Here is a 17,782-nt window from a genome sequence, read left to right as displayed (position 1 = left end):
GAGAAATGAACCATGCAAGCTGCTGAAGCTACCAAATCCATACGAAAGCCCACGAACCTATCGATTGATAGTGCTCTTCTCAAAGAGGCAAAAACTCTGGGCATCAATATTTCACGATCAGCAGAAGCGGGGATCGCGGAGGCTGTGAAGCTTCACAAGCAGAAGAAGTGGCTGGAAGATAATGCCAGTGCCCTCGCAAGCTCGAATGAATACGTTGAAGCTAATGGTTTGCCTCTTGCACGGCACCGTCAGTTCTGATGGCCCGTTTCGATATTTTTGAAAATCAGGATGGGGCGGGCTATCTGCTGGATGTGCAATCAGACCTGCTCAGTGGTTTGAATACCCGAGTTGTCGTGCCACTGTTGCCCAAACCCTCGGCGCCGTCCCCTGCCCAGAGGCTGAATCCTATATTTAACATTGAGGGTCAAGAGGTGGTAATGGCTACTCAGTACATGGCTGCGGTGCCTGAAAGCGAATTGCGTTTTGGTGCCGGTAGCCTTGTTGAGCAGCAAGACGAAATTTCCACAGCGTTGGACATGCTGTTTTTGGGCTTCTGAAGCAAAGAGGGATACTTTTCCGTAGCTGCGGATGCTGGCTGGCGTTAGATTGCACAAGAACCCTTCCAGCCTGATCTTGTGGAGCCTCAAATGACGGCCTCAGTAATTACCTCCCTAGCGCATGCCTTCGACTCCCGACTCGCCACTCTTGAACATCTTCTGAATGCTGGCACTGGTCGCTAATCAGGCAATCGACCACGAGAACGTGCCCGAGCACAAGCACCTGGAATTGGGCGGCGGAATATACGCAGACCTAACAGGCGAGGAGTATGTCGCGGATTTCTTGCTGCCCAACTTCTACTTTCACCTGGTCACGACTTACTCGATATTGCGCAGTGTCGGAGTGCCGATTGGTAAAAAAGATTATATGCTTCACCTGATGCCAAAAGTGAAACAAAGTGCAATCTAACCAGCGCTTCGAACTGATTACTGCGCGCTTCTGCGCAGCTCAAGCTCCGTTATGTGCTTATGGAGAAGTAATTTGAACATTACAGATTTACCTTTCGGGGTCACGGATTGGTCTGAAGTTGAGAGGACTGAGCACTCCGGAGAATACGGTGTTGCTTATTGGAAGACTCGAAATTTCGGGGATATCCGGGTTCGTATGGTTGAGTACAGTCCTGGCTATCTGGCGGATCATTGGTGTGCTAAAGGGCACATATTGCTCTGCCTCGAAGGTGAGCTTCATACTGAGCTAGATGATGGTCGTTGTTTTGTTCTCACGCCTGGTTCGAGCTATCAAGTTGCCGACAATGCTGAACTTCATCGTTCTTCAACGGAGCAGGGGGCTACGTTGTTCGTCGTCGATTAGCATCGCATAATCACTGTTATGGATAGGGAGTAAACGTATGGTCTTCGACTTACCTGCACCAGAACAGCAAGGCTCCAAGTCATTGGTTGGCAGTATTGCGGCTCGGCGCAGCGTGAGGGAGTACACGAATGCACCGCTCCCTATCGGTGTTTTGTCTCAATTGCTTTGGTCGGCCCAGGGCGTAACAGGGCCGGATAAAAAAAGAGCAACGCCATCGGCAGGTGGATTATACCCGCTGCACCTAAAAATTTTGGTGCAGCGGGTATCGGAACTTGAGCCCGGTATCTATGAGTATCAGGCTGACAACCATTCGTTAAAGTTAACTGGGAACCGTGTTCCGGAAGGGGCAGTGCAAGCGCTAGGGATTGGCGATCAACCATGGTTGAAAGAAGCGGCTCTCGTCATTGGAGTTGCCGCGAAACTTGGAGAGGCAGTTCGGCACTTTGAAGCTCAGCCACCCCAGGGAGAGCGCGGCGCTCGCTATGTCTATATGGAAACTGGTGCTCTAGCACAAAATGTCCATCTTCAGAGCACTGCTCTCGGAGTTGGTTGTGTTCTAGTGGCAGGTTTCGATGATCCAAGAGTGAAAGAAGTATTGAGATTGCCTGCGGACTTAGACCCTACTGCGCTGCTTTGCATTGGGCTGCGGCGTGATGCCTAACAGAGCATAACAATACGCGGCACGAGGGTTGCCTTGTCTTCCTTTTGCTCTATAAAGACCTCTGGTGCGCTTCGCCCTAGCCATTAAAAGGAGGAATTGAGATGTGCGAGACTCTAGAGAAAAGCGTTTCGTTTCGCGTGGCCACCCGCCAAGATCTGCAAGCTATCGTTCAGATGCTCGCCGATGATAGCCTTGGTCTAAAGCGTGAAGATCCTTCAACTCCTCTGTCTCGTTCCTATCATATGGCCTTCGAAGCTATCGATGCTGATCCTAACAATGAGTTGGTAGTTGCAGTTACAGGTCATCATATTGTGGGCGTGCTTCAAATTACCTTCATTCCATATCTAACCTACCAGGGGGGATGGCGAGCTCTGATAGAGGGCGTTCGCGTATCCAAGGAAATCCGGTCATCTGGAATTGGTCGCGCTATGTTTGAGTGGGCCATAAATCGCGCTAAAGAAAGAGGGTGTGTTCTGGTTCAGCTCACAACTGACAAGTTGAGGCCGGATGCATTACGCTTTTATGAGGGCTTTGGCTTTGTAGCGTCTCACGAAGGAATGAAACTCAAGCTGTAATCCTGCAAGCAGACGAGGATTCTTTAAGGCCTCCCAATGTTTGGCCTCTTTGGCTAATAAAAACGTCAATGCGACCTGGCTGCTTTAAATCCAGCTGTTTACGCTCATCGTTAAGCTTCTCCCTTGACCACCTACAGAAGATATTTGAGTACACATATGGCCTTTATTGAACCCGTCACCCTCTCTGCGCGCGGCGTAAAAATCGTGCCGCTTACACTCAACCACGAAGCCGGTCTGCGCGCTGCCGCAGCGGACGGGGAGCTATGGAACCTGCGCATTACATCGGTACCAGCGCCTGACGAGACGCACCGCTATATTGATACTGCTTTGAAAGCCCGAGAGGAAGGCCACCGCTTTGCCTTTACCGTCATTGAAGAGGCCAGTGGTACGGTGCTTGGCTCTACGAGTTACCATGATATTTTGCCTGACGTAAAAAGAGTGGAAATTGGCTACACGTGGTACGCCAAGCGAGTGCAGCACACGCATGTCAACACCACTTGCAAGCTGCTGCTATTGACACACGCTTTCGAGACGTTGGGCTGTAATGTGGTCGGCTGGCGTACTGACAACTTCAATTTTGCCAGCCAGCGTGCAATTGAGCGCCTAGGCGCGAAAAAGGACGGCGTGATCCGTGGCAACGTGTTGCGCCGAGACGGTACTATTCGCGATACGGTGATGTATAGCCTGCACAAGGGCGAATGGTCAGAGGTGCGTGCGCATCTCGACTATCTGTTGAGCCGACCCCGTGCGTAGTGAGGAAAGCGTCGTGGCTTAGTCGATCAAGGCTTTGTAGTGTCGCTATATGCATGCTTAAACGCCATACAAGCATGACTGGATCCGTTTATTCAGGTGTTATGGTACGTGTTGAGGAGGTGGTATGTCGTTCGAAGAGTTACGGTCTGAAGTGCATAAAACTTACATGGAATACTATGTTGCTGGGTTTAAGAGCAACGACGTAACGCTGATCGATAAAATGGTCAAATATCCAATCGCATATATTAAAAATGGCTCGGTGACAATGTGTGATTCCTATCCGATAGATCCCAAAAGCCTTAAAAAAGAAAAGGGTTGGGATCATTCTGTCGACTGGAAGTTTGAGGTGACAGCTGTCAATGATAGTGAGGCTCATGCAGTTGCCTCTGCTGTCAGATGCAGAAAAGATGGTTCAAAAATTGAGAGTGTTCATGGGTTCTATGCTTTCACCAAGACGGCCGATGGATGGAAAATGTATGCCGTTGCGGATACTACCTTTTGATCATAACAATGCGCAGCAGTGCGCGGCTTGCATCCAATGTGCGTCTTTGACAGAGCATCGCTTTGCTTCAAATTAAGTTTCTAGAGTCACAGTTTTCAGGTAATAAGGATCGTTAATGAAGAAAATGTTTCTAACTTCATCGTTTGCGGATGTGGCGGATCTATTTTTAAAATTTACCGGGGGGAAATGCGCTGGCAAAACGGCTACCTTCATTCCTACTGCGAGCCTCGTGGAAGAGGTGAGGTTTTATGTGTCCGCTGGCAAGGAAGCCCTCGAAAAGCTGGGTGTTATCGTTGATGAGCTTGAAATTTCAACGGCGTCTAAAGATGAAATAGAGAGCAAGCTTCAAAAAAATGATTATATCTATATCACTGGTGGAAATACTTTCTTTTTACTTCAAGAGCTAAAAAGAACAGGTGCAGATAAAGCCATAATAGAACAAATAAATTCAGGGAAGATGTATGTAGGTGAATCAGCCGGTTCTATTGTTGTGTCGCGCGATATTGAGTATGTGAAGGACATGGATGATTTTACGGCAGCACCTAACGTAGGCTCTTTTTCCTCGCTAGGTCTCGTTGATTTTTATCCAGTCCCACACCATACCAACTTTCCATTCAAAGAATCCGTTGAGAGCATCATCTCCAGTTATAAAGAGAAAATAGGCCTTTGTCCAATTAGTAATGCACAAGCAATTATCGTAAATGATAATAAGTTTGAAGTATGGCCTGACGAGGCTTAACAAATCTTAATAAAGCGAAACAGCACGTGGCTTACAGCCTCCGAACGCTTCTAAACTGCGCGCCGCAGTGCTTGGCATTATAAGTATCCATATGGGTAAAAGGAGTCGTAAGTGTTTGAGGTAAAAGCAACCCAACATGTGCTGGTGGTTAACGATCTTGAGAAGACCGAGAGTTACTTTCTCGACAAACGTTTGACGCAGCGGGCCTATACCCCCTCCACCAAGCCCTGGCTCAACGTTTAAACCATTGATCCAACAAACTAGCTGTGCGCCCATGCCTTAAATGGAGAGTCTAATTTTGAGCTATCTTGGTGGGTGTTGCTAAGAAACCTCGTAGCTATTTTGGCTTTTGACGGTTAAACACGATCAGAACTGAAGGAGAGACACATGGTAACCAACACAGAGCTTCATGGGGCTTGTCTTTGCGGGATTGTCAGCGTCACCGTTACCACCAAAAGCAACCATGTCGGCGTTTGTCACTGCTCGATGTGCAGGAAGTGGGGTGGGGGGCCGCTGTTTGCGGTGGAGTTTGCCGGTGATGTGGATTTTAACGGCTCGGAGCATATAACTACCTTCAGTTCCTCAGAGTGGGCTGAGCGTGGTTTCTGCCAACAGTGTGGCACCCACCTCTTCTATCGCTTAAAGCAGGGTGGGCATTACGCGCTTCCCGTTGGCCTTCTTGATGGCGCGGATGATTGGAAAATAACCGAACAGATATTTATCGACCAAAAGCCCACGTACTATTCACTCGCAGAAAAAACCAAGCAGCTGACCGGGGAAGAAGTGTTTGCTCAGTTTGGGGAGCAGTAGAGGCTCAGTTCATGGTGCACCAATTCCGCTCTCTTACTAATGCTGGCTTGAACCGGAGCTTGGGTTTGCCAAAATGAGGGTTATAACCGGCAGCACTTGGCAAGGAGAGAGAGCCTTCATCAGCGGGCGCTACGTAATGCGTGGTAATCGACGGGGGAGCTTATGAGCGACAAGAGCAGAATCAGCTTGCAGTGCGTGGTGGGCGATATCGCTCGACAATCCGATGTAGATGCCGTGGTTAATGCCGCCAATGCACAATTGAGAACCGGTGGGGGCGTTGCCGGGGCGCTTCATCGCGCTGCTGGGCCCGGCCTGGCCGAAGAGGGGCAGTCAATGGCGCCCATCAAGCCGGGCCAAGCGGTACTCACCGGCGGTCATAATCTGCCCAACCGCTGGGTGATTCACTGCCTGGGCCCGGTATACGGCGTCGACAAGCCGGAGGATCAACTGCTGGCGGACTGTTACCGCAATGCGCTGAAACTGGTCGATGAGCACGGTATTGAGCGGCTTGCTTTCCCGGCACTGTCTACCGGCGCTTTCGGCTACCCGGTGGAAGAAGCCGCTCAGGTGTGTGCGGCTACCCTCGAAGCCATACTGCCCAGCTTGCATAAAGTGCGCCTGATCCGCTTTGTGCTGTTCGACGAAGCAGCCCGGCATACCCTCCACCAAGCTCTGGCTCAACGCTTAACCATTGATCCAGTAGACTAGCTGTAGCGCCAATTGTTTAGCTGACGCATGCATGAGAGCTGAGTGGAGGCTGCTGCTTCTGCTTAGTAGGGGGCAGCTTTAGCACCGCTGCGCTGCCGCGGGTGCACTTGAGCTTATTTTATAGCACTATCACGCCGCGTATTCTCCAGCTCCTCAATCATTCGGCGCGCTGCATTAGAAAGCGTTCGATTGGTATGCACCAAATAGCCCAGCGGTCGGTAAATAGGCGGGGTGTCTACCTTTAGCTCTACGAGCTCGCTGTCGATCATCTTTTCCGGCAGCAGGCTCCAGCCTAATCCTACGCTGCACATCATTTTTAGCGTTTCTAAATAGTTGGTCGCCATGCTTACAGGCAATTGAAGTCCAGCTTCGTTAAAACGTTTCGCAATAAGTGACCCTGTAAAGGTCTTCGCCCCCGGCATTACACAGTTGAATTCACACAGGTCGGCCAATGACCGGAGGCTTTGAGGTGCCGGGTCTTGGTTGGCAAGTGGGTGGTCAATCGCACAGGTAAAACAGAGCCGATCACGCCAAAGCTCTACGACCTGCAGTTGTTCATGAGGGTGGGGGGCGAGAGTCACCACCGCCATTTCCAGAGTGCCATCCAGCACCCCCTGGTAAGCCTGCTCAGAATCCAGAAAGTGCAGGTCGAGTTCGACTTCCGGATGGCGCTGAGTGTACTGCTTTAATAGTGGTGGTAAGCGGTGCAGGCCAATATGGTGGCTGGTGGCCAGGGTAAGCTTGCCGCCCACTTGGCCAGACAGGTTGGCTAGTGCCCGGCGGCTGTCCTCAACGGTAAACAGGATGCGCCTCGCTTGGGGCAGTAAGACATTACCGGCTTCGGTTAGCGCAGTACGCCGACCAATGCGGTCAAACAGCCGTGCACCTACCTGAGACTCCAAGGTAGCGATGCGTTTGCTAACGGCGGGCTGGGTAAGATAAAGCTGCTCCGCTGCGCGAGAGAAACTTTGCGTATCGGCGACAGCCAGAAAGGCTTGTAGGCTTTGGGTATCCACTTACGAATCCTTGATTAAGCATTCCTGTTTGGAATCTAATCTATGAATAACATGAATTGCTTTTATGCGCGAGTCGCGTAACACTCGTGCTATCGCCATATAAGCAGCACGAAGAGGCTGCCATACCGAACTAGCAGGGCACTGCCCAGGAGAGCCATATGTCAGGTCAAACCCTTTACGACAAACTCTGGAACCAGCACTTGGTCAAGCAGCGCGACGACGGTACTGCCTTGATCTATATCGACCGCCAGCTGCTTCACGAGGTGACTTCGCCTCAAGCGTTTGAAGGCCTGCGTTTAGCTAATCGTAAGCCGTGGCGTTTGGATGCCAACTTGGCCACGCCCGACCATAACGTGCCGACGACCATTAAAGAGCGCGCCGAGGGCAACAGCGGTATTAAAGACCCGGTGTCGCTGATTCAGGTGCAAACCCTGGACGACAACTGCCTTGAGTACGGCATCGAAGAGTTCAAAATCAACGACCCGCGCCAGGGCATCGTGCACGTAGTGGGTCCCGAACAGGGCGCAACGCTGCCAGGAATGACCGTGGTGTGTGGCGACTCCCACACCGCGACCCACGGTGCCTTTGGCGCTTTGGCCCACGGTATTGGTACCTCGGAAGTCGAGCACGTCATGGCGACCCAGTGCTTGCTGGCGCAGAAAATGAAGAATATGCAGGTCCGCGTAGAAGGCGAGCTGGGCCTGGGCGTAACAGCAAAAGATGTGGTGCTGGCGATTATCGGCAAGATCGGTACCGCTGGCGGCACTGGTTATGCCATTGAATTTGCCGGTAGCGCGATCGCTTCGCTTTCTATGGAAGGGCGCATGACCGTGTGCAACATGGCTATTGAAGCGGGCGCACGGGTTGGTTTGATCGCCGTTGACGACACCACGATTGATTACCTTGCCAAGCGTCCTTTCGCGCCCACGGCAGAGCAGTGGGAAGCCGCCGTGGCGGACTGGCGCAATCTGGTGTCTGACGACGATGCGCAGTTCGATAAAGTGGTTACTTTGCAGGCTGAAGAGATCGAGCCACAGGTGAGCTGGGGCACCAGCCCGGAAATGGTCACCGGTATTTCCGGCCAAGTGCCCGATCCCAGCGCTGCGCTGGATGAAACCGTGCAGCGCAGCCACACTCGTGCCTTAGAGTACATGGGCCTTCACGCCAATCAGAAAATCACTGATATCAAGCTGGATAAAATCTTTATCGGCTCCTGCACCAACTCGCGTATTGAAGATTTACGTGAAGCCGCCAAAGTCGCCAAGGGCAAAAAGGTAGCTGATTCCATCAAGCTGGCCATGGTGGTGCCGGGTTCTGGCTTGGTGAAGCGCCAAGCTGAAGCGGAAGGTTTGGATAAGATCTTTATTGAAGCAGGCTTTGAGTGGCGCGAGCCGGGCTGCTCCATGTGTCTGGCCATGAACGCGGATAAATTGGGTGCCGGTGAACACTGCGCCTCTACTTCTAACCGCAACTTTGAAGGGCGCCAGGGCTACGGTGGTCGCACGCACTTGGTCAGCCCGGCTATGGCAGCGGCAGCGGCGATTGCCGGTCACTTTGTTGATGTTCGCAGCTTGCCCGCCAACGACGCCACTCACGCACAGGAGTCCTAAGTCATGAAAAAATTTGAACGTTTTGAAGGCGTGGTAGCACCCCTTGATCGCGCTAACGTCGACACCGATTTGATTATCCCAAAGCAGTTTTTGAAATCGATCAAACGCACCGGTTTCGGCGTTAACCTGTTTGATGAATTACGTTACTTGGATGAAGGCCAGCCGGGGCAGGACTGCTCGCAGCGTCCGCTGAACCCTGATTTTGTCTTGAACCAGCCGCGCTTCAAAGGCGCTGAAGTGCTGCTTGCGCGGCGCAACTTTGGCTGTGGCAGCTCTCGTGAGCACGCGCCTTGGGCGCTGGAAGATTTCGGTTTCAAGGTAGTGATTGCGCCTAGCTTTGCCGATATCTTCTACAACAACTCGTTCAAGAACGGCATTTTGCTGATTACCTTCTCAGAAGATGTAATAGATCGCCTGTTTGCAGAGGTGGATGCCAATGAAGGCTACCAGTTGGATGTGGACTTGGAGAACCAGCGGGTCATTACCCCGAGCGGTGAGATTTTAGAGTTTGAAGTGGATGAGTTCCGCAAACACTGCCTGCTGGAAGGACTGGACGATATTGGCCTGACGTTAAAAGACGAAGACGCCATTCGTGCCTTTGAGCAGAAACATAAAGCCGCGCGCCCCTGGTTGTTCCGGCAGTCTGCGTAAACGCTTTTCAGTTTTCACAGTCAGTTTGATAGCGCGTTGCAACCCCATTGCAACGCGCAAAGCGGCCAAAGTCGCTCGATAACATGTTAAGGAATCAGCATGACTCATAAGGTATTATTGCTGCCGGGTGACGGTATTGGCCCCGAGATTGCCGCCCAGGCGGCACGTTTGTTGAAGGCATGCCAGGAAGCGGGCTTGGATATTGAAGTAGAAGAGGGCTTGGTGGGCGGCTCTGCCTATGATGTCCACGGCGAGCCTCTGCCCGCAGAAACCCTGGAAAAAGCTAAAGCAGCCAGTGCGATTTTGTTGGGCGCAGTAGGTGGCCCCAAGTGGGACAAAATTGAAGATCTCTCCAAGCGTCCTGAAAAAGGCCTGTTGGGGCTGCGTAAAAACCTTGGATTGTTCGGCAATCTGCGCCCGGCAATGCTATACCCGCAGTTGGCCAGCGCCTCCAGCCTGAAGCCGGAACTGGTGGCGGGGCTGGATATTATGATCGTTCGCGAACTCACCGGCGGCATTTACTTCGGCCAGCCTCGTGGCATTGAAGTACGCAACGGCGAGCGGGTCGGTTTTAACACCTATATCTATTCTGAAAGCGAAATTGAGCGTATTGGCCGCGTCGCCTTTGAAATGGCCCAGAAGCGTGGCAAAAAGCTCTGCTCGGTAGATAAAGCCAACGTGTTGGAAGTGACCATCTTGTGGCGTGAAGTGATGGAGCGTTTAGCGCCGGAATACCCGGACGTTGAGCTTTCCCATATGTACGTCGATAACGCCGCCATGCAGCTGGTGCGCGCACCCAAGCAGTTTGACGTGGTGGTGACTGGCAATATGTTTGGCGACATTCTTTCCGACGCTGCCGCTATGCTGACCGGCTCCATCGGTATGCTGCCTTCTGCTTCGCTAAACGAAAGCGGGCAGGGCATGTACGAGCCATGCCACGGTAGCGCGCCGGATATTGCCGGCCAGAACGTGGCTAACCCGCTGGCCATGATGCTTTCGGTGGCCATGATGTTGCGCTACTCATTAAACGAGCAGGCCATGGCAGAGCGCATTGAAGCCGCCGTCGGCAGCGTGCTGGATGACGGCCTGCGCACTGCGGATATTGCCTCTGAAGGTATGCAGACCATTGGCACCGACGCTATGGGCGATGCGGTATTGGCGGCGTTTGCTAAGCAGTAAAGTATTGGTAATGCGTCTGTGTTAAGGGCGCCTGGGGCAGGCCGTAGAGGGGGTCATTTGCCATGGATGGCAAATGTAGCGCCCAGGGATGGGTTCACAGCGCCCCCTCATAGGCCTGTCGCAGGGGTAGCCCTTAACCTATCTCCTGGTTTCAAAATCACCGTAAAGAAGTGTGTATAATGTGAGTACTCATTCTTTGCAGGAGGACTTCATATGTTGAAAGTCGGTTTCGTGGGATGGCGTGGCATGGTGGGCTCAGTGCTGATGCAGCGCATGCAGGAAGATGGTGATTTCAACGGCATCGAGCCGGTGTTCTTCACCACCTCCCAGGTAGGCCAGCCCGGCCCCGACATCGGTGTCGACGTACCTCCGCTGAAAGATGCCTTTGATATTGAAGCGCTCAAAGCGTTGGATGTTGTTGTCACCTGCCAGGGCGGTGACTACACCAAGCCAGTTTATAAAGATCTTCGCAGCGCAGGTTGGAAGGGCTACTGGATTGACGCCGCCAGTACCCTGCGCATGGAAGATGAAGCGACGATCGTGCTGGATCCAGTCAACCGCAAGGTTATCGACGACCAGCTAGCCAAGGGCGCTAAAACCTTTGTGGGCGGCAACTGTACCGTGAGCCTAATGCTGATGGGCTTGGGCGGTCTGTTTGAAGCCGATATGGTCGAGTGGATGACCTCCATGACCTACCAGGCGGCTTCTGGTTCGGGCGCTAAGCACATGCGCGAGCTGCTCAACCAAATGGGCCAACTGCGCGACAGCGTCGGCGAAGAGCTAAAAGATCCGTCAAGCGCGATTCTGGATATCGACCGCAAAGTAACGGCTGCCATGCGCAGCGGTGACTTCCCGACCGATAACTTTGCCGCACCGCTGGCAGGTAGCTTGCTGCCGTGGATCGATACCAAGCTAGATAACGGCCAGAGCCGCGAAGAGTGGAAGGGCAGCGTTGAGACCAATAAGATTCTCGGGCTCGACAACAACCCGATCCCCATCGATGGCCTGTGTGTGCGTATCGGCGCGATGCGCTCGCACAGCCAGGCGTTCACTATCAAGCTGAAGCATGATGTGCCGTTGGATGAGATCGAAGATCGCATCGCCAAGCACAACGAGTGGGTCAAGCTGATTCCTAACGATAAAGACGCCACCATTGCTGGTCTAACGCCTGCGGCTGCCACTGGCACGCTGCAAGTGCCGGTTGGGCGCCTGCGTAAACTGCAAATGGGCGGTGAATACCTCTCGGCATTTAGCGTGGGTGACCAGTTGCTGTGGGGCGCCGCAGAGCCGCTGAAGCGTATGTTGAAGATTCTTCGCGAACAGTAATTGTTTATTGTTGTACGCCAGTCGAAAACGGGAAGCTGTTCGCAGCTTCCCGTTTTTTTTTTCGGCTAGTCATCTTGATAGTGGGAATAACGCCGTTATTTCGTTAAGTTATGACAAGAAAACTTAGTAAAATTATCTGGCATCAGTCGTTAAAAGTAAGTAGGTGATCAGGGAACATTCATGAAAAAATCACTGGCATGGATTACATGGCTCTCGTTGAGTGCAGTAAGTCCGGTTGCGCTGGCCGTTGGTTTTGGGCAGGCGAGTGTCAGCTCATATCTGGATGCGCCTTTAGATGCTTCGATCCCTCTGCTCGAAAGCAGTGATTACGCCCTCGACGAGATTCATATCAGCGTTGCCGAGCCACCAGCCTTTGCCTCAGCAGGCCTTGAGTGGACGCCATTAGCGGCCAGCGTGCGCGTCCAGATTCAAGAGCAGCAGGGGCGCCGGCAGGTACGCTTAAGCTCTGATAAAACGATCCAGGAGCCCTGGCTTGATTTGCTGTTAACGGTGGAGTTGCCAGACGGGCAGCAGTTTCGTGACATAACACTACTGTTTGATCCCCAAGGCTATGCTCAGAATCAAGCGCTTGCTCAAAATGCTGCCCCCAGCTCGTCAGCAGTAAGCAGTGTCGTCACGCCTCCGCTTGCTCAGCCCAGTTCGACGTCGCCATCGAGTGCCTATGTGGGTAGCGGCGATACCCTATGGAGCGTTGCCGAGCGTATTAAACCTGACGAGGTGAGCGTACAGCAGATGATGCTGGCGCTGCTGGAGGCCAACTCTGAGGTCTTTCCATCGGGCAATATAAATGACATGCGTGCAGAGCAAACACTTCGGGTGCCTAATTCTGAACGCATTCTGGCGCGCTCTCACGGTGATGCCGATGCTGCTATCAAAGCGATGAATGAAGCCTGGCAGCAACGCCGCAATGGCTCATTGCAAACAGTAATGCTACCGAAGGTTGAAGTCGCCACGCCTGTTTCTGCTGCCTCCATAGCCGCCGACCAAGCTGGGGTTGAAGAAGAAGTCGACGAGCCTGAAGCAATAACGCGTTCGGAGCTGACCGAGCAACTGCACCTAAGCCAAGCGACATTACAGCAGGTTCGTGAAGAGCGTGAGTTGATGCGCGCTGAGCTTGATGAGCTGCGTGGTGAGGTTGCCTCCCTAACGCAGGCGCTAAGCGATACGTTGGCTGCTCAAGAGCCACCTTCAGCGCCACTCATTGCTAGCATGGATGAGACGAAGAGCCCGGGTGTGGCTGGCTTAATTGAGCGCTACCAGTGGACGTTGGCTTTGGCCGCCATCACACTGCTGCTAGTGCTGTTGGCATGGTTACGTAAGCGCCGAGAGGAGACCTGGGAAGACATTCCGCTGGCTGAACCCGTGGTTAAGCCAGCGGCTTCGCCTCGCGTAGACCCCAAGGCTGAGAACGATGCTCTTGCCACTAACGCCGCGTCGACATTAGATACTGATCAGTGGCTGGTCGACGATCAAGGGCAGACGCCATCGCAAGACGACCCCCTTCGCTATGAAAAAAGCCAGGCATCGGGACTCGCTGAGCAGGGGCGTCAGCGGAGGCTGAAGCTATACGCTGTTTCCGCTGACCATTCTCAAAATGTCTCTTTAGCACCGCCGCCGAGTTCTACGCCCATGAGCCAACTGCTAGCTTCTATCCGTGCCGGTATGCCTGCCTCTGAGCCTGCGGCTGCTAATGCTCATGTGCAGCAAACCGACAAGCCTTCTGAAACAGCTGAGGACCCAGACCATCGCTTTATCGATTACCACCCGCCGATCTTAAACAGCGCTTCGCCCACCCATGATGGTCAGCGCACCGAGACCCCAATGCAGCCCACGGTGGAGTTCTTCAGTGAGTCGCATGCCGCACCGGTGCCTCCCGCGAAACAGCCATGTAGGCCAGTTGAAGAGGAGTGGGAAATTGAAGAGGTAGCATTCAAGCCGCGAGGCCTGGATAATAGCGATCCTTCAAAATCTTCAAAATGATGTGGCTTGATGACGCTGTTCTATCACTTCGATGAGAAAATTCCGCTTACCGGCCGCTTGGCAATGGGGATCGAGTACGACGGTACCCGCTACTGCGGTTTTCAGCGCTTAAACCACGCCGCATCGGTTCAGGCATCGTTAGAGGATGCGCTGTCCAAGGTGGCCAATGAGCCTATCCGGGTGAATGCCAGTGGGCGCACCGATTCGGGGGTGCATGCGACCCGTCAGATCGTCCACTTTGACCCGCCGGTAGGGCGCTCCGAAAAAGCCTGGATCTTTGGCGCTAATACCCATTTGCCCCGCGATGTTGCTGTACGCTGGGTGAAACCAGTGGGCGATGACTTTCATTCACGCCTATGCGCCCTGGGGCGCCGCTACCGCTACGTGCTGTTGAACCAGATCAGCCGCCCTGTATTGGAGCGGGCCAATGTGACCTGGTGCCGTGACCCGTTAGACGCCGATGCCATGCACCGGGCCGCCCAGGCGCTGGTAGGCGAGCACGATTTTTCCAGCTTCCGTGCCGCTGGGTGTCAGTCCAAAACCCCCTGGCGACATATGCACTTTGTGGACGTAAAGCGCTACGGCCAACTGGTGATGATCGATATTCAAGGCAACGCGTTCTTACACCACATGATTCGCAACATTGCCGGGGCCCTGGTGAGCGTCGGGCGTGGTGCCCAGGATGAAGCTTATATTGGTGAACTTTTAGCGCTTAAAAACCGTCGCAAAGGGGATGTGACGGCACCCGCCTGCGGGCTGCATTTTGTCGATTCGGTCTACGATGAGCGCTTTGATCTGCCTAAAGAGCCGTTGGGGCCGCATCTGCTCTCATTTACTGGAGAGTGGACGGGAGAGCGCGAGCTTCCTGATACGCCACGGGTGGCCTATCGACGCAATCGCTCGTTGTGTAACCCGGCAGCTACCCCTAAACAGGAGGCGTCGTCATGAGTGCTGCTCCGCAAACCCGCACCCGAATCAAGTTCTGTGGTTTTACGCGTGGTGAGGATATTGATCTCGCCGTGGCGCTGGGCGTGGATGCCTTGGGTTTCGTTATGTGGCCAAAAAGTGCGCGCAGCGTGAATATCGAACAACTGGCGGCGCTCTCTGCCCGTGTGCCTCCCTTTGTGACCCGTGTGGGGCTGTTTGTCGACCAGCCTGCTGAGCTCATTGAGCAGTGCTTGCCTTATCTCGATATGCTTCAGTTTCATGGCAATGAAACGCCCGATGATTGCCAGCGCTTTTTGCTACCCTGGATGAAAGCGCTGCGCATGCGCGATGAGATAGATCTTACCCATGAGGCAGAGCGCTATCATCATGCTCAGGCGCTGCTGCTAGACGCGTATCGACCGGGGACGCCGGGGGGAACGGGGGAGACCTTTGATTGGTCTAGAATTCCCGCAAATCTTGCAAAACCTGTTATCCTCGCCGGTGGGCTGAGTGCTGATAACATTGCTGACGCTGTGCGTCAGGTAGCGCCTTATGCAGTGGATGTGTCCGGTGGTATTGAAGCCTCTCACGGCTGTAAAGATGCTGACAAAATGGCGTCTTTCGTGCGTCATGTGGCGTTAGCCGACACCCACTAGCGTTCCCCGCATAAGTTTATGTAAGCCTAGTTTTTGTGTAATTTATGCGTATTGCTTATGGGTATTTTATCGAGCTACGTGTTTACGTCGATTCATTTATTGTTTGCCTGCTCTGGCGATCTTGTGAGGTATCCCTGTGACTGTTTCTGCGACGCCTACACCAAAAACCAAGTTCAGCGATCTGACCCGAATGCCGGATGCCCGTGGTCATTTTGGCCCTTACGGCGGTCGGTTTGTGTCAGAAACCCTGAGCTTTGCGTTGGAAGAGTTGGAGAAGACGTACTTAAGCCTGCGTGATGACCCCGACTTTCAGGCCGAGTTTGACTACGATCTTGCCCACTATGTGGGACGTCCATCGCCGCTCTACCACGCCAAACGCTGGTCGGCGAGTCTTGGGGGCGCACAGATTTGGTTGAAACGGGAAGATCTGAATCATACCGGCGCTCACAAGGTAAACAACACCATTGGTCAGGCACTGCTGGCCAAAAAAACCGGCAAACCACGCATTATCGCTGAAACCGGGGCGGGCCAGCATGGCGTTGCCTCGGCGACCGTTGCTGCTCGCCTAGGGCTTGAGTGCGACGTGTATATGGGGGCTGAAGACGTACAGCGCCAAAAGCTTAACGTTTACCGTATGCGCCTACTGGGCGCTCGGGTCATTCCGGTAGAGTCCGGTACCCGCACCCTCAAAGACGCCATGAACGAAGCGCTGCGTGACTGGGTCACCAACGTTGACAACACCTTCTATATCATCGGTACCGTGGCGGGCCCGCACCCTTATCCGCTGCTGGTGCGCGATTTCAACGCGGTGGTGGGGCGTGAAGCGCGCCGCCAGTCGCTGGAGCAGATCGGCCGTCTTCCCGATGCGCTGATTGCCTGCGTGGGCGGTGGCTCTAATGCTTTGGGTCTGTTCTACCCCTTTGTGGAAGATGACGACGTGGCCATGTATGGCGTGGAGGCCGGTGGCGATGGCGTCGAAACCGGCCGCCACGCGGCGCCGCTGTCATCCAATGCGCCGCGCGGCGTGCTCCACGGTAATCGCACCTACTTAATGTCAGATGAAGCCGGGCAGGTGTCGGATACGCACTCTATTTCAGCTGGCCTGGATTATCCTGGCGTAGGCCCCGAACACGCGCTTTGGAAAGACGTGGGTCGGGTCTCCTATGTGGCCGCTAACGATAAAGAAGTGCTCGAAGCGTTTCGCGAGCTGACCCACATGGAAGGCATTATGCCGGCCCTTGAGTCGGCCCATGCGCTGGCCCATGCCAAGGTATTGGCGCCTACCATGCGTCCTGACCAGCATATTGTGGTCAACCTCTCCGGGCGTGGCGACAAAGACATCATGACCGTTGCTAAGATTGATGGCATCGAATTTTAAGGTCAGCTTTTTTTAAGGGCGAGCATGAACCGTATTGATCAGCGTTTCAGTGAACTTAAGCAGCAGGGCCGCAAGGCCCTGATTCCTTACATCACCGCAGGTGATCCAGCACCTCAGTACACCGTTGGTTTTATGCATGCTTTGGTGGAAGCAGGCGCCGATGTGATTGAGCTAGGCGTGCCTTTTTCCGACCCCATGGCGGATGGCCCGGTGATTCAAAAAGCCTGTGAGCGTGCGTTAAAGCAGGGCACACGGCTGGTCGACCTTATGCAGATGGTCAAAGAGTTCCGCCAAACCGATACCACCACACCGGTTGTGTTGATGGGCTACTTGAATCCGATTGAGCGAATTGGCTACGAAAACTTTGCCGATCAAGCTGCCAGCGTGGGCGTTGATGGTGTGCTGATAGTGGATATGCCGCCTGAAGAGGCCGAAGAGATTGGGCCACTGCTGAAATCGCGAGATTTAGCGGCGATTTTTTTGGTTGCGCCTACCACTTCTAACCAGCGTGCCGCTACAATATGCGCCCATGGCGAGGGCTACCTCTACTACGTTTCGCTGAAAGGCGTGACCGGTGCCGCCACCCTGAACGCAGACGATGTGGCCGAGCACTTGGCGCCGCTGCGGGGGATGACCGATTTACCGCTATGTGTTGGTTTCGGTATCCGCGATGGCGTGACGGCCGCTGAAGTAGCTAAAGTCGCCGATGGTGTGATTGTAGGTAGCGCTTTGGTTAACCGCATCGCTGAAAGTGTCGATGCGCCGGAAACCATTGCGGGCCAGTTGAAAAGTGTATTAGCAGAGATGCGTACGGCGATGGATCCCTAAAGCGAATTGCTTTATCGCCTATACTGAATAGATTCACGACACTCATCGAGCCTGGTTCTGCCAGGCGTTGACGTATAACGGAAGCCTTTTTGAT

22 protein-coding genes are annotated in these 17,782 nt (G+C 53.6%); 21 read left to right on the top strand and 1 reads right to left on the bottom strand.

Annotated features, from left to right (window positions below):
* The first annotated feature begins 12 nt into the window (after nucleotides 1-12).
* The 12 genes from YERSI8AC_RS13290 to YERSI8AC_RS13235 all read left to right on the top strand — a co-directional run bounded on the left by YERSI8AC_RS13290 (nucleotide 13) and on the right by YERSI8AC_RS13235 (nucleotide 6,116).
* Entirely contained in the window at nucleotides 13-258 is a 246-nt protein-coding gene (locus tag YERSI8AC_RS13290; protein ID WP_159176868.1) for a type II toxin-antitoxin system CcdA family antitoxin, read from the top strand.
* Complete coding sequence (locus tag YERSI8AC_RS13285; protein ID WP_141440998.1) at nucleotides 258-557, top strand: CcdB family protein; 300 nt, start codon at nucleotides 258-260, stop codon at nucleotides 555-557. The genes YERSI8AC_RS13290 and YERSI8AC_RS13285 overlap by 1 nt, the downstream gene beginning before the upstream one ends.
* 163 nt (nucleotides 558-720) lie before the next feature.
* A complete protein-coding gene (locus YERSI8AC_RS13280; protein ID WP_159176867.1) occupies nucleotides 721-966 on the top strand; it encodes a DUF1993 family protein in 246 nt (81 codons plus the stop codon).
* Between the two features lie 72 nt (nucleotides 967-1,038).
* Nucleotides 1,039-1,368, top strand: a complete 330-nt coding sequence (locus YERSI8AC_RS13275) for a DHCW motif cupin fold protein (protein ID WP_159176866.1) — start codon at nucleotides 1,039-1,041, stop codon at nucleotides 1,366-1,368.
* Nucleotides 1,369-1,405: 37 nt separating this feature from the next.
* A complete protein-coding gene (locus YERSI8AC_RS13270; RefSeq protein WP_159176865.1) occupies nucleotides 1,406-2,029 on the top strand; it encodes a SagB/ThcOx family dehydrogenase in 624 nt (207 codons plus the stop codon).
* Nucleotides 2,030-2,130: 101 nt separating this feature from the next.
* Entirely contained in the window at nucleotides 2,131-2,604 is a 474-nt protein-coding gene (locus tag YERSI8AC_RS13265; RefSeq protein ID WP_041158520.1) for a GNAT family N-acetyltransferase, read from the top strand.
* A 156-nt stretch (nucleotides 2,605-2,760) separates the two neighbouring features.
* Nucleotides 2,761-3,357 (top strand): GNAT family N-acetyltransferase, encoded by a 597-nt coding sequence (locus tag YERSI8AC_RS13260; RefSeq protein WP_022523207.1) that lies wholly within the window; start codon nucleotides 2,761-2,763, stop codon nucleotides 3,355-3,357.
* A 124-nt stretch (nucleotides 3,358-3,481) separates the two neighbouring features.
* Complete coding sequence (locus YERSI8AC_RS13255) at nucleotides 3,482-3,859, top strand: hypothetical protein (RefSeq protein WP_027957489.1); 378 nt, start codon at nucleotides 3,482-3,484, stop codon at nucleotides 3,857-3,859.
* A 115-nt stretch (nucleotides 3,860-3,974) separates the two neighbouring features.
* The gene (locus YERSI8AC_RS13250) at nucleotides 3,975-4,598 is read left to right on the top strand and encodes a peptidase E (protein ID WP_027957488.1); all 624 of its coding nucleotides are present in this window, start codon (nucleotides 3,975-3,977) and stop codon (nucleotides 4,596-4,598) included.
* Nucleotides 4,599-4,709: 111 nt separating this feature from the next.
* Nucleotides 4,710-4,841: a hypothetical protein gene (locus YERSI8AC_RS13245; RefSeq protein ID WP_258955965.1), complete on the top strand. Its 132-nt coding sequence runs from the start codon at nucleotides 4,710-4,712 to the stop codon at nucleotides 4,839-4,841.
* Between the two features lie 144 nt (nucleotides 4,842-4,985).
* A complete protein-coding gene (locus YERSI8AC_RS13240; protein WP_159176864.1) occupies nucleotides 4,986-5,408 on the top strand; it encodes a GFA family protein in 423 nt (140 codons plus the stop codon).
* 162 nt (nucleotides 5,409-5,570) lie between these two features.
* The gene (locus YERSI8AC_RS13235) at nucleotides 5,571-6,116 is read left to right on the top strand and encodes a macro domain-containing protein (RefSeq protein WP_159176863.1); all 546 of its coding nucleotides are present in this window, start codon (nucleotides 5,571-5,573) and stop codon (nucleotides 6,114-6,116) included.
* 113 nt (nucleotides 6,117-6,229) lie between these two features.
* Here the strand turns inward: YERSI8AC_RS13235 and YERSI8AC_RS13230 are convergent, their stop codons facing one another.
* Nucleotides 6,230-7,132 carry a LysR family transcriptional regulator gene (locus tag YERSI8AC_RS13230; protein WP_159176862.1) on the bottom strand — a complete coding sequence of 301 codons (903 nt, stop codon included), beginning with the start codon at nucleotides 7,130-7,132 and terminating at the stop codon, nucleotides 6,230-6,232.
* Nucleotides 7,133-7,290: 158 nt separating this feature from the next.
* Here YERSI8AC_RS13230 and leuC point away from each other — a divergent pair, with 158 nt between their 5' ends.
* The 9 genes from leuC (at nucleotide 7,291) to trpA (ending at nucleotide 17,688) form a co-directional block, all read left to right on the top strand.
* Nucleotides 7,291-8,742, top strand: a complete 1,452-nt coding sequence (leuC, locus tag YERSI8AC_RS13225; RefSeq protein WP_159176861.1) for a 3-isopropylmalate dehydratase large subunit — start codon at nucleotides 7,291-7,293, stop codon at nucleotides 8,740-8,742.
* A 3-nt stretch (nucleotides 8,743-8,745) separates the two neighbouring features.
* A complete protein-coding gene (gene leuD / locus YERSI8AC_RS13220) occupies nucleotides 8,746-9,393 on the top strand; it encodes a 3-isopropylmalate dehydratase small subunit (RefSeq protein ID WP_159176860.1) in 648 nt (215 codons plus the stop codon).
* 99 nt (nucleotides 9,394-9,492) lie between these two features.
* Entirely contained in the window at nucleotides 9,493-10,572 is a 1,080-nt protein-coding gene (leuB, locus tag YERSI8AC_RS13215) for a 3-isopropylmalate dehydrogenase (protein WP_138801672.1), read from the top strand.
* 213 nt (nucleotides 10,573-10,785) lie between these two features.
* Entirely contained in the window at nucleotides 10,786-11,898 is a 1,113-nt protein-coding gene (gene asd, locus YERSI8AC_RS13210; RefSeq protein WP_022523215.1) for an aspartate-semialdehyde dehydrogenase, read from the top strand.
* Nucleotides 11,899-12,078: 180 nt separating this feature from the next.
* Complete coding sequence (locus tag YERSI8AC_RS13205) at nucleotides 12,079-13,899, top strand: type IV pilus assembly protein FimV (RefSeq protein WP_022523216.1); 1,821 nt, start codon at nucleotides 12,079-12,081, stop codon at nucleotides 13,897-13,899.
* A 9-nt stretch (nucleotides 13,900-13,908) separates the two neighbouring features.
* Nucleotides 13,909-14,847 carry a tRNA pseudouridine(38-40) synthase TruA gene (gene truA, locus YERSI8AC_RS13200; RefSeq protein ID WP_022523217.1) on the top strand — a complete coding sequence of 313 codons (939 nt, stop codon included), beginning with the start codon at nucleotides 13,909-13,911 and terminating at the stop codon, nucleotides 14,845-14,847.
* A complete protein-coding gene (locus tag YERSI8AC_RS13195) occupies nucleotides 14,844-15,482 on the top strand; it encodes a phosphoribosylanthranilate isomerase (RefSeq protein ID WP_159176859.1) in 639 nt (212 codons plus the stop codon). Before truA ends, YERSI8AC_RS13195 begins: the two co-directional genes overlap by 4 nt.
* Before the next feature lie 190 nt (nucleotides 15,483-15,672).
* The gene (gene trpB, locus YERSI8AC_RS13190; RefSeq protein WP_170834129.1) at nucleotides 15,673-16,860 is read left to right on the top strand and encodes a tryptophan synthase subunit beta; all 1,188 of its coding nucleotides are present in this window, start codon (nucleotides 15,673-15,675) and stop codon (nucleotides 16,858-16,860) included.
* Between the two features lie 24 nt (nucleotides 16,861-16,884).
* Nucleotides 16,885-17,688: a tryptophan synthase subunit alpha gene (gene trpA / locus YERSI8AC_RS13185; RefSeq protein ID WP_022523220.1), complete on the top strand. Its 804-nt coding sequence runs from the start codon at nucleotides 16,885-16,887 to the stop codon at nucleotides 17,686-17,688.
* Nucleotides 17,689-17,782 lie beyond the last annotated feature (94 nt).

It is taken from the genome of Halomonas sp. 113 (genome assembly GCF_904067645.1).
Classification (GTDB): Bacteria; Pseudomonadota; Gammaproteobacteria; order Pseudomonadales; family Halomonadaceae; genus Vreelandella; species Vreelandella titanicae.
The sequence above is the reverse complement of the archived record's forward strand: the minus strand, read 5'-3'. Positions and strand labels throughout refer to the sequence as shown.

Excerpts from the sequence above, each read along its gene's own strand:
- YERSI8AC_RS13290 (WP_159176868.1), top strand. The coding sequence starts at position 13 with ATGCAAGCTGCTGAAGCTACCAAATCCATACGAAAGCCCACGAACCTA.
- YERSI8AC_RS13285 (WP_141440998.1), top strand. The coding sequence starts at position 258 with ATGGCCCGTTTCGATATTTTTGAAAATCAGGATGGGGCGGGCTATCTG.
- YERSI8AC_RS13280 (WP_159176867.1), top strand. The coding sequence starts at position 721 with ATGCTGGCACTGGTCGCTAATCAGGCAATCGACCACGAGAACGTGCCC.
- YERSI8AC_RS13270 (WP_159176865.1), top strand. The coding sequence starts at position 1,406 with ATGGTCTTCGACTTACCTGCACCAGAACAGCAAGGCTCCAAGTCATTG.
- YERSI8AC_RS13265 (WP_041158520.1), top strand. The coding sequence starts at position 2,131 with ATGTGCGAGACTCTAGAGAAAAGCGTTTCGTTTCGCGTGGCCACCCGC.
- YERSI8AC_RS13260 (WP_022523207.1), top strand. The coding sequence starts at position 2,761 with ATGGCCTTTATTGAACCCGTCACCCTCTCTGCGCGCGGCGTAAAAATC.
- YERSI8AC_RS13255 (WP_027957489.1), top strand. The coding sequence starts at position 3,482 with ATGTCGTTCGAAGAGTTACGGTCTGAAGTGCATAAAACTTACATGGAA.
- YERSI8AC_RS13250 (WP_027957488.1), top strand. The coding sequence starts at position 3,975 with ATGAAGAAAATGTTTCTAACTTCATCGTTTGCGGATGTGGCGGATCTA.
- YERSI8AC_RS13240 (WP_159176864.1), top strand. The coding sequence starts at position 4,986 with ATGGTAACCAACACAGAGCTTCATGGGGCTTGTCTTTGCGGGATTGTC.
- YERSI8AC_RS13235 (WP_159176863.1), top strand. The coding sequence starts at position 5,571 with ATGAGCGACAAGAGCAGAATCAGCTTGCAGTGCGTGGTGGGCGATATC.
- leuC (WP_159176861.1), top strand. The coding sequence starts at position 7,291 with ATGTCAGGTCAAACCCTTTACGACAAACTCTGGAACCAGCACTTGGTC.
- leuD (WP_159176860.1), top strand. The coding sequence starts at position 8,746 with ATGAAAAAATTTGAACGTTTTGAAGGCGTGGTAGCACCCCTTGATCGC.
- leuB (WP_138801672.1), top strand. The coding sequence starts at position 9,493 with ATGACTCATAAGGTATTATTGCTGCCGGGTGACGGTATTGGCCCCGAG.
- asd (WP_022523215.1), top strand. The coding sequence starts at position 10,786 with ATGTTGAAAGTCGGTTTCGTGGGATGGCGTGGCATGGTGGGCTCAGTG.
- YERSI8AC_RS13205 (WP_022523216.1), top strand. The coding sequence starts at position 12,079 with ATGAAAAAATCACTGGCATGGATTACATGGCTCTCGTTGAGTGCAGTA.
- truA (WP_022523217.1), top strand. The coding sequence starts at position 13,909 with ATGACGCTGTTCTATCACTTCGATGAGAAAATTCCGCTTACCGGCCGC.
- YERSI8AC_RS13195 (WP_159176859.1), top strand. The coding sequence starts at position 14,844 with ATGAGTGCTGCTCCGCAAACCCGCACCCGAATCAAGTTCTGTGGTTTT.
- trpB (WP_170834129.1), top strand. The coding sequence starts at position 15,673 with ATGCCGGATGCCCGTGGTCATTTTGGCCCTTACGGCGGTCGGTTTGTG.
- trpA (WP_022523220.1), top strand. The coding sequence starts at position 16,885 with ATGAACCGTATTGATCAGCGTTTCAGTGAACTTAAGCAGCAGGGCCGC.